At 67.1% G+C, this 8,750-nt stretch carries 5 protein-coding genes; 3 read left to right on the top strand and 2 right to left on the bottom strand.

Going from position 1 to position 8,750, the window contains the following annotated elements; translation table 11 throughout:
* On the top strand, nucleotides 1–1,181 hold a 1,181-nt coding region (locus tag ACWFRB_RS25980), incomplete at its 5' end, for an Ig-like domain repeat protein (RefSeq protein WP_452644162.1).
* A 142-nt stretch (nucleotides 1,182–1,323) separates the two neighbouring features.
* Here ACWFRB_RS25980 and ACWFRB_RS25975 read toward each other — a convergent pair.
* Both ACWFRB_RS25975 and ACWFRB_RS25970 read right to left on the bottom strand, forming a co-directional pair.
* Entirely contained in the window at nucleotides 1,324–2,664 is a 1,341-nt protein-coding gene (locus ACWFRB_RS25975) for an HNH endonuclease (protein ID WP_452644160.1), read from the bottom strand.
* 48 nt (nucleotides 2,665–2,712) lie between these two features.
* Nucleotides 2,713–3,690 (bottom strand): pseudouridine synthase, encoded by a 978-nt coding sequence (locus ACWFRB_RS25970; protein WP_452644158.1) that lies wholly within the window; start codon nucleotides 3,688–3,690, stop codon nucleotides 2,713–2,715.
* 829 nt (nucleotides 3,691–4,519) lie between these two features.
* Here ACWFRB_RS25970 and ACWFRB_RS25965 point away from each other — a divergent pair.
* On the top strand, nucleotides 4,520–6,079 hold the full coding sequence (locus ACWFRB_RS25965) for a glycoside hydrolase family 5 protein (RefSeq protein WP_452644156.1): 1,560 nt from the start codon (nucleotides 4,520–4,522) through the stop codon (nucleotides 6,077–6,079).
* A gap of 923 nt (nucleotides 6,080–7,002) precedes the next feature.
* Entirely contained in the window at nucleotides 7,003–8,574 is a 1,572-nt protein-coding gene (locus tag ACWFRB_RS25960) for a glycoside hydrolase family 5 protein (protein WP_452644154.1), read from the top strand.
* Nucleotides 8,575–8,750 lie beyond the last annotated feature (176 nt).

The raw sequence follows: 8,750 nt of genomic DNA, 5'->3' as shown, positions 1-8,750 counted from the left end.
TCAATTCCATCACCGGAGCGAAGGTCGGCAAGATCATCACCCTCACCGCGAAGGTCAACCCCGCAGCAGCGGGCGGCACCATCGAATTCGCGGACGACCTCGGCCTCCTCGGTATCGGAGATGTCGGCGAAGACGGCACCGCCATCGCGGACTGGTCGCCCGAAACCGCAGGCAACATCACCGTCACCGCCACCTTCTCCGGCCGCGACGGCGCCACCGGATCCACCACCAGCCAGCAGGTCACCGTCGCCAAGGCCGACAGCACCACCGTTGCCTCCACGATCGCCCTCGACACCGTCAAGGGAGCCACCGCCGGCGGCAAGGCGATCACGCTGAAGGCGAAGGTCAAGCCCGCAGCAGCGGGCGGCACCGTCACATTCGAGACCGACCACTACCACGAAGTGGTGCCGGTCGGCGCCGACGGCACCGCCACCAAGCAGTGGACCCCACCCAAGACCGCAGGCAAGGTGACCATGAAGGCCACCTTCTCCGGCCGTGATGGCGTCACCGGATCCACCACCACCCAACAGGTCACCGTCACAACGACCGCGCCCACCACCACCACGCCCAAGCCGCCGGCCGACGCCGTCATGGGTGGCGAGGGCTACCGCTCCGGCGAGACCGCCGAAGACCCCTGCTCGTTCGGTTTCAACGGCACCGACGGTGACGGCAACGCCGTGAGCATCACCGCCGGACACTGTGACCAGCACCGCGAAAACGCGGGCCGGGTGAACGCCACGCGAGTGTTCTACGCGAGAAACTACGTCGGCGAATTCGATAAGGCGCTCTACGGTAACGGCCCTGACTACGGGTTGATCAAGATCGATGACACCGTCGCCAAGCGTTTCCAGAACAACTTCGTCAGCACCTACGGCGGGGACCCGGTGCCGATCACCGGCACCGCAGATGCCGTGATCGGGGCGCCGGCGTGCAAGTCCGGCGAAACCACCGGCTGGACCTGCGGCCCCATCACCGCCGCCGACCCCAGGGGTTTCACCGCGAAGGTCTGTGTGATCCCTGGCGACAGCGGTGGAGCCATCGTGTCCGGCACCAAGGCGATCGGCATCACGACCGGCACCAACGCCTGGGAATGTGAGGGCGTCCCCAACAAGGAGCTGTACGGGACCTCGATCAACATGATCCTCGCGGAAAACCCCGGCCTGAAGGTCCGCACCAACTAGGTTGTGTCCCGAAGTGAGTTGATGGGGTGGCACCGCACAGCGGCGCCACCCCATCAACTGTGTTCAGTGAAAGCTGTTGGCTGCGCTGGTAATAGAAGTCCCAGAAGTTTGGTCGGAGATGTGTGGGTCCGCCACCGCAGCCTTAGCTGAGTGAGCCGTTCATCCAGCTGCTCGTTGCAACCCTCAGCGTCACGCGACCGCCGGCCTCGGTGCCGGGGGAGCGAGACTGTGGTGGATGTGTCCGGTGGGGGTGGTGATGCGGACGCGATGCCTGCCGCCCGGGGAAGTCGAGCGTCTCGGCGTTCCATCCGGGTGCCTGCTTGGCGTAGTTGCACGCCTCGCGCAGTCCCTGGCCGTTCTCGAACGTGGTGGGTCCGCCGTCGGCGGCGGGACGGATGTGGTCGATGTGTCGCACGGGTGCATCGCACCAGGGTGTTCGGCAGCCGGGGTCGCGGACCCGGATCAACTCGGCCAGGGAGGCCGGGAACAGGCGGGTGCTGCGGTCCAGGGCGATTACCGCGCCGGTGTCCGGCCGCGTGTACACCCGGCGAAGTTCGGCGACACTGGCCGTCGCGGCGGCGTCGACGAGATCGCGTGCCACGTCTGCGGGGATCGGGCCGTAGCCGCGGACGTGTGCCGCCTCGTCGCCGCCACCGAACAGCGTGCGATCGGACACCGTCAGGTGCACTCGAACCGGCATCGCAGGCGCGGCGGTGTCGGTCGATGCGGTGGCGATGCGGGCGACGAGGGTGTCCGCCATGATCTGCCCCCGGGTCCGCTGGTCGCCCATGGCGGTTGCCGACGCGGCCGCTGCTACGAGGGTGGCGTGGCAGGCGACGCCCTCCGCCATGGGGAGCAGTGCCGTCACGTAGGCCATCGTGTCAGGGGCGGGGCGGATCGATACCCGCCGATCGGCATGCGCCTGCGCCCTTCGCCGGACCCAGATCTGCTTGTCCGCCTCGTATGCCATCTGCCGTGCGGTGGCGACGGCCTCCTTGTCGCTCATGTTCTCGAGCCGTTCGGGATCGGCGGCGAGCCTCCGGTCGATCTCGGCTCGGTCTTGGATTGAGAGGCAGGCGGTTTCACGTGCGATCTGGGTCGCCCGCCACTCGGTGATCCGTCCTCCACGTAGCGCACCGAGGGTGTGTGGGAGTTCAGAGGTAAGCGCGGTGGCCAGGCCGAGGTGGATACCGCCGCGGTGCGGGGACTCGCGGCGGGCAAACGCGATCTGCGAGGCGATGCCCCGATCCCGACGTTCGCGTGCCACTCCCGCATCGGTGGATGTGCGGCGTTGTTGCGTCGCAAACTCGGAGGTGACCTGGGCCTGAAGGCCGGCCGCGGCGCAGGTGAGGCGTTCGAGGGCTCGGAGCAGATCGATGCGCTCGGACTGCTCGTCCGGGCCGTCCGTGTCGGTGAGCAGCCGAACCCACCGTTCCACCACGGCGGCCGTGAGCGCCTCGCCCCCTAGCCCCGGTTCGCTCATGTGTTCGATTATATCGAGCGGTACCGACAAACTCGGGGTAGCGCCCGCTCAGCGTCCAGGCGCGGGTGCCTCGCTCAACGTCCGGCGGGTGACGAACCGTCGCGGCATGCCCGACAGCGGATCGATGAATTCCAGTTCCCGCGCCAGTAGTTGGAGTGGAAGGGAATGATCGTCCGGCGCCTCGGGCAGCAGATCGGGATATCGCCGGTCGCCCAGGATCCCCACTCCGAGCGCCGCCAGATGCACCCGCAACTGGTGCATCCGTCCGGTGTGCGGACGCAGGACCGTGTGCAGCACCGCACGTCCGGAGGCGCTCACGCCGGTCCCTCGTACTTCGACCGCCGTCTCGGCGTTGGGCTCACGGACGTCGTCGACGACGACCCGCAACTCGCCGCGCCGAGCCTCGATGTGGTTGCGGTAGACGAGGGGCACGGCCCGACCGCCGAGCGCCGGTGCGTCCGCGTCCCACCCGGGCGGTCGCGCCGACACCGCCTCGTAGACCTTCGCGACCCGCCGCTTCTCGAACAGCGACTGGTAGGCGCCGCGCGTCGCGGGGCGGGCCGAGAACATCACCAGGCCCGCGGTCCCGCGGTCGAGCCGATGGATCGGTGCCAGGTCCGGGTTGTCGAGGCGGACCCGCAATCGGACGAGTGCCGACTCGCGCAGGTAGCGCCCGCTCGGGGTGGTGGGGAGGAAGTGCGGCTTGTCGATCACGACGAGGTGGTCGTCGATGTGCAGGATCTCCTCGTGGAACGGCACCGTGTCCTCGATCGGCAGGTCGCGGTGGTACCAGACGAACGGGTGCGCGCCCAGCACCGTGCCGCGGCCGACCGGACGGCCGTCGGTGCCCACGATCTCGCCGGCGTCGAATCGCCGGTACAGGTCACCCGCGTCCAGGTGGTCGAACCTCGCGACGACGTACTCGGCGATCGTCGCCCACGGCCCGGACGTCGGGACGCGCAGCCGCGTCGGTCCGACCCCGTTCTTGACGGGTAGCGGTGAGGGCATCGGCACGCGGGTCATCATCCCATCGGGGACTGGGCTCGGGCGCGTCGCGGGCAGCGACGAGCTGGTCGATTGACATTTGAGGCCTGTCAATCGGCCAGATCGAAGTGTTGAAAATTTTGAGACATCTCGGGCCGAGCGCTCTACGCTACCGCCGCGTGAGGTGAACCACACCCCGCGTAGCGCTCATGTTGAATCGGATTTTCGCTGGTAGAGCAAACAGCTCGGACCGGACCGGACAGCTCGCCTGCCGGTGGGCACGCCCTCCCAGCACGAGATCCGCGTACTTCCAGGCCGCATTCGCCGCGTCCGTTGGAGGTCATGGGAGCAACAGCCTGCTGTAGAGGCGTTGTGCCGCGTTCGCGCCCCGAGATGAGGAGAATGAGTTGATCCCTTCGGTTGGAGGCCCCGCTGTGGCGGTGGCCGATCGTGACGATGGCTTTGATGGCGGTGTCCGGTGAGAGCGACGGCCGCACTCGTCCTTACGGTCGGATTGCTCATCGCTCCGGCGGTCCAGCTCGCGCCGGCGGCGGGAGCGGCTCCGGGTGGGTTCGGTAGCTCGGACTCCGGCTCGTCGAGCGGCAGCGTGAAACCCGGTGGCCCCGTCGATCCCGGAGGTCCCGTCGATCCCGGCAATCCCGGCGGTCCCGTGACAGGTAACCTGCGTGGTCCGTTGAGCACCAGTGGTCGCTACATCGTCGACGCAAGCGGAAACCGGGTGAAGCTGAAGTCCGGCAACTGGCACGGAGCCAACGGCACCTGGGAGGGCAAGGGGGACGACGAGGACCCGGCCAACAACAGGTACCAAGAGGTGGGGCACCGCGCACCACTCGGACTGGACCGGGTGCCGATGGAGACGCTCGTCCACGACTTCAAGGCCCTTGGCCTGAACAGTGTCCGGCTGCCGTTCTCCAACCAGATGATCCGTGACACCCGGCCGGTGCAGGGGCTGACCGCCAACCCGGGGCTGAACGGACTGACGCCACTCGAGGTGTACGACAATGCGGTCCATGCGCTGACCGGAGCCGGCCTGGCCGTCATTCTCAACAATCACTCCACGTCCACTCGGTGGTGCTGTGGTCTGGACGGCAACGAGTTCTGGAATTCGGGTCAGAGCACCGAGGCATGGGTGAACGACTGGGTGTTCCTGGCCGAGCGGTACAAGAACGATCCGGGCGTCGTCGGAGCCGACCTGCGCAACGAGGTGCGGCGCGACTCCTTGTATGACCCGAACTGGGGGTGGGGCAACAATACCGACTGGGAAGCCGCCGCCGAACTGGCGGGCAACCGGATCCTGAAGGACGCCAACCCGAATCTGCTCATCATGATCGAGGGCCTCAACTGGCAGGGCATCCCGTTGGACGGCTTTCCGCACGAACGCCCGATCCTGAAGCCGGTGAGGGTGAATTCGGTAACGCTGGTGCGCTCGCACAAGCTGGTCTACGCGGCCCACTTCTACGGCTTCATCGGGCCGAACCACACCGGCGCGTCGGGGATGGGCGAAACCCATGACCCCCGTTTCCGCGACCTGTCGCGCGAGGACCAGTTCAGGGCGATGGACGAACTGGCCGGCTATGTGGCCACGACATCGGACCAGCATTTCACCGCACCGGTGTGGATCAGCGAGTTCGACGGCAGCAAGGGCGACAAAGGCAAGGACAAGGCCTGGTTCGAGAACATGATCGACTACCTGATCGATCGGGACCTGGACTTCGCCTGGTGGCCCATCGTCAGCTTCCGGCATGACGACCAGGACGACTGGTCCCTGCTGCGTTACGACACCGACGGCAGCAGGCACAGCGTCTTCGACTCGGATGACTGGCGCGGTCCGCACGTGCGCCGGCTCCTGTCCGCGGGTGGCATGACGGGACAGACCGACCCGGTTCGCAGTTGGTCCATGCTCTACGGGCCAAACAGTGACGACAACGCCTCCCTGCGCGCTGCCGACGACTGGGACCCCGGTGCCCGCAAGCTGGCCTGCCCGGACGACCAGCGCCTGGTCGGTATCAGTAACAAGGGGCAGCGCGGGCTGTGCACCGACGCGACCCAGGGCGATCTGTGGACGCCCGGCACCGAAGCGACCATGGTCTCCCACGAACAGCCGACCACCGACTGGGCCCCGGGCTATACCAAGTACCAGTGCTCCGACGGGCAGTTCATGATCGGCTACAGCCTGCACGGCGACAACCTGTCGGCGATCCTCTGCGCACAAGGGCTCGTTCCGGTGGGCGCACCCGGCCGCACCCTGTGGGACGACCGCGGGGACGCCCGCCCCGCATCGGGTGAGGGCGGCGACTATGCGAGCGGATACAGCAAGGCGCAATGCGATGCCGACGAGTATGCCGCCGGGATCGCGTTCCGCAGTGGCGGCGGCCGCCCGGATGCCCTCTATTGCCGCTCGCTGAGGTGAGCCGACGGCACCCGTGATCGGGCGTCGCCGAGCCGGGCGATCTTTTTTCGCCCGGTCGGTGTCGTAGGTATCGACGAACGGGCGGTTCCCGGAGCAAACGCCGAGTGCGTTTCCCGGGAACCGCCCGTTCGTCGTGTTGGATGCGGGTCAGGTGCGCACGAACAGGCGCATGAACTCCTCGACCACGGCGGCGTGGCCCCGAGTCATCGATTGACAATCTGTGCTTGTCAATCGGCCAGATTGAAGTGTTAAACATTCTGAGACATCTCGGGCCGGGCGCTCTAGGCTTCCGCGGCGCGAGGTGAACCACACCCCACGCAGCGCTCATGTTGAAGTACGAGATCCGCGTACCTCCAGGCCGCGATCGCCGCGTCCATTGGAGGTCATGGAGGCAACAACCTGCTGTAGAGGCGTTGCGCCGCGTTCGCGCCCCGAGATGAGGAGAATGAGTTGACCCCTTCGGTTGGAGGCCACGCTGTACAGCTGGCCAATCGTGACGACGGCTTCGATGGCGGTGTCCGGTGAGAGCGACGGCCGCATTCCTCCTGACGGTCGGATTGCTCATTGCTCCGGCAGTCCAGCTCGCCCCGGCGGCGGGAGCGGCTCCGGGTGGATTCGGCAGCTCGGACTCCGGCTCGTCGAGCGGCAGCGTGAAACCCGGCGATCCCGGAGGTCCTGTCGATCCCGGCGGTCCCGTCGATCCCGGCAACCCCGGCGGTCCCGTGGCAGGTGACCTGCGTGGCCCGCTGAGCACCAGCGGTCGCTACATCGTCGACGCAAGCGGAAACCGGGTAAAGCTGAAGTCCGGCAACTGGCACGGATCCAACGGCACCTGGAATGGCAGCGGAGACGACGACGACCCGGCCAACAACAACGCCGAGGAGGTGGGGCACCGCGCACCACTCGGACTGGACCGGGTGCCGATGGAGACGATCATCCACGACTTCAAGGCCCTCGGCCTGAACAGCATCCGGCTGCCGTTCTCCAACCAGATGATCCACGACACCCGGCCGGTGAAGGGGCTGACCGCCAACCCGGGGCTGAACGGACTGACGCCGCTCGAGGTGTACGACAATGCGGTCCATGCGCTGACCGGCGCCGGCCTGGCAGTCATTCTCAACAATCACTCCACGTCCTCTCGGTGGTGCTGTGGTCTGGACGGCAACGAGTTCTGGAATTCGGGTCAGAGCACTGAACAATGGGCGAACGACTGGGTGTTCCTGGCCGAGCGGTACAAGAACGATCTGGGCGTCGTCGGCGCCGACCTGCGCAACGAGGTGCGGCGCACCACCTGGAACGACCCGAACTGGGGGCGGGGCGACAATCAAGACTGGGAAGCAGCCGCCGAACTGGCGGGCAACCGGATCCTGAAGGACGCCAACCCGAATCTGCTCATCATGATCGAGGGCCTCAACTGGCAGGGCATTCCGTTGGACGGCTTCCCGCACGAACGCCCGATCTTGAAGCCGGTGAGGGTGAATTCGGCAACGCTGGTGCGCTCGCACAAGCTGGTCTACGCGGCCCACTTCTATGGCTTCATCGGGCCGAACCACACCGGAGCGTCGGGGTTGGGCGAAACCCATAACCCCCGCTTCCGCGACATGTCGCGCGAGGATGTGTTCAGGGCGATGGATGAGCTGGCCGGCTATGTGGCCACGACGCCGGACCAGCATTTCACCGCACCGGTGTGGGTCAGTGAGTTCGGCATCGGCAAGGGTGCCGAAGGCGCGGACAAGGACTGGTTCCCGAACATGGTCGACTACCTGATCGAGCGGGACCTGGACTTCGCCTATTGGCCCATCGTCGGCTTCCAGAAAGACGACAAGGGCAACGACTGGGGCCTGCTGCGCTACGACACCGACGGCAGCAGGCGCAGCGTCTACGACTCGGATGACTGGCGCGGTCCGCACCTGCGCCGGCTCTTGTCCGCGGGCGGCATGACGGGACAGACCGATCCGGTTCGCAGTTGGTCCATGCTCTATGGGGCACACGGTGACGACAACGCCTCCCTGCGCGCCGCCAACGACTGGGATGCTGGTGCCCGCAAGGTGGCCTGCCCGGACGATCAGCGCCTGATCGGTATCGCCAGCGGGGGGGTGCGCGGGCTGTGCACCGACGCGACCGAGGGTGATCTGTGGAGGCCCGGCACCGAGGCGACCGTGTTCGCAAAGGAACTGGTGACCACCGACTGGGCCCAGGGCTTCACCAAGTATCAGTGCGCCGAGGGGCAGTTCATGATGGGCTACAGCCTGCGCAGCGACGCCATGTCGGCGATCCTCTGCGCACCGGGTCGCATTCCGCTGGCCGGCGCCGGTCGCACCCTGTGGGACGACCACCAGGACGCACGCCCCGCGTCGGGTGAGGGCGGCGACTATGGGAGCGGCTACTACAAGGCGCAGTGCGATGCCGACGAGTACGCCGCCGGGATCGCCTTCTCCTACAACGACCGTCGCGGCGGCCACCCGGATGCCCTCTACTGCCGCTCTCTCAGGTGAGCCACCGGCACCCCTGATCGGGGCGTCGCCGAGCCGGGCGATCTTCTTCGCCCGGCCGGTGTCGTAGATATCGACGAACGGGCGGTTCCCGGAGCAAACGCCGAGCGCGTTTCCCGGGAACCGCCCGTTCGTCGTGTCGGATGCGTGCTCAGGCGCGCACGAACAGGCGCATGGAC

This window comes from Rhodococcus sp. NPDC055112 (genome assembly GCF_053607505.1).
The sequence above is the reverse complement of the archived record's forward strand: the minus strand, read 5'-3'. Positions and strand labels throughout refer to the sequence as shown.

Coding starts and splice junctions, on each gene's coding strand:
- ACWFRB_RS25965 (WP_452644156.1), top strand. CDS start 4,520: ATGGAGACGCTCGTCCACGACTTCAAGGCCCTTGGCCTGAACAGTGTC.
- ACWFRB_RS25970 (WP_452644158.1), bottom strand. CDS start 3,690: ATGATGACCCGCGTGCCGATGCCCTCACCGCTACCCGTCAAGAACGGG.
- ACWFRB_RS25975 (WP_452644160.1), bottom strand. CDS start 2,664: ATGAGCGAACCGGGGCTAGGGGGCGAGGCGCTCACGGCCGCCGTGGTG.
- ACWFRB_RS25960 (WP_452644154.1), top strand. CDS start 7,003: ATGGAGACGATCATCCACGACTTCAAGGCCCTCGGCCTGAACAGCATC.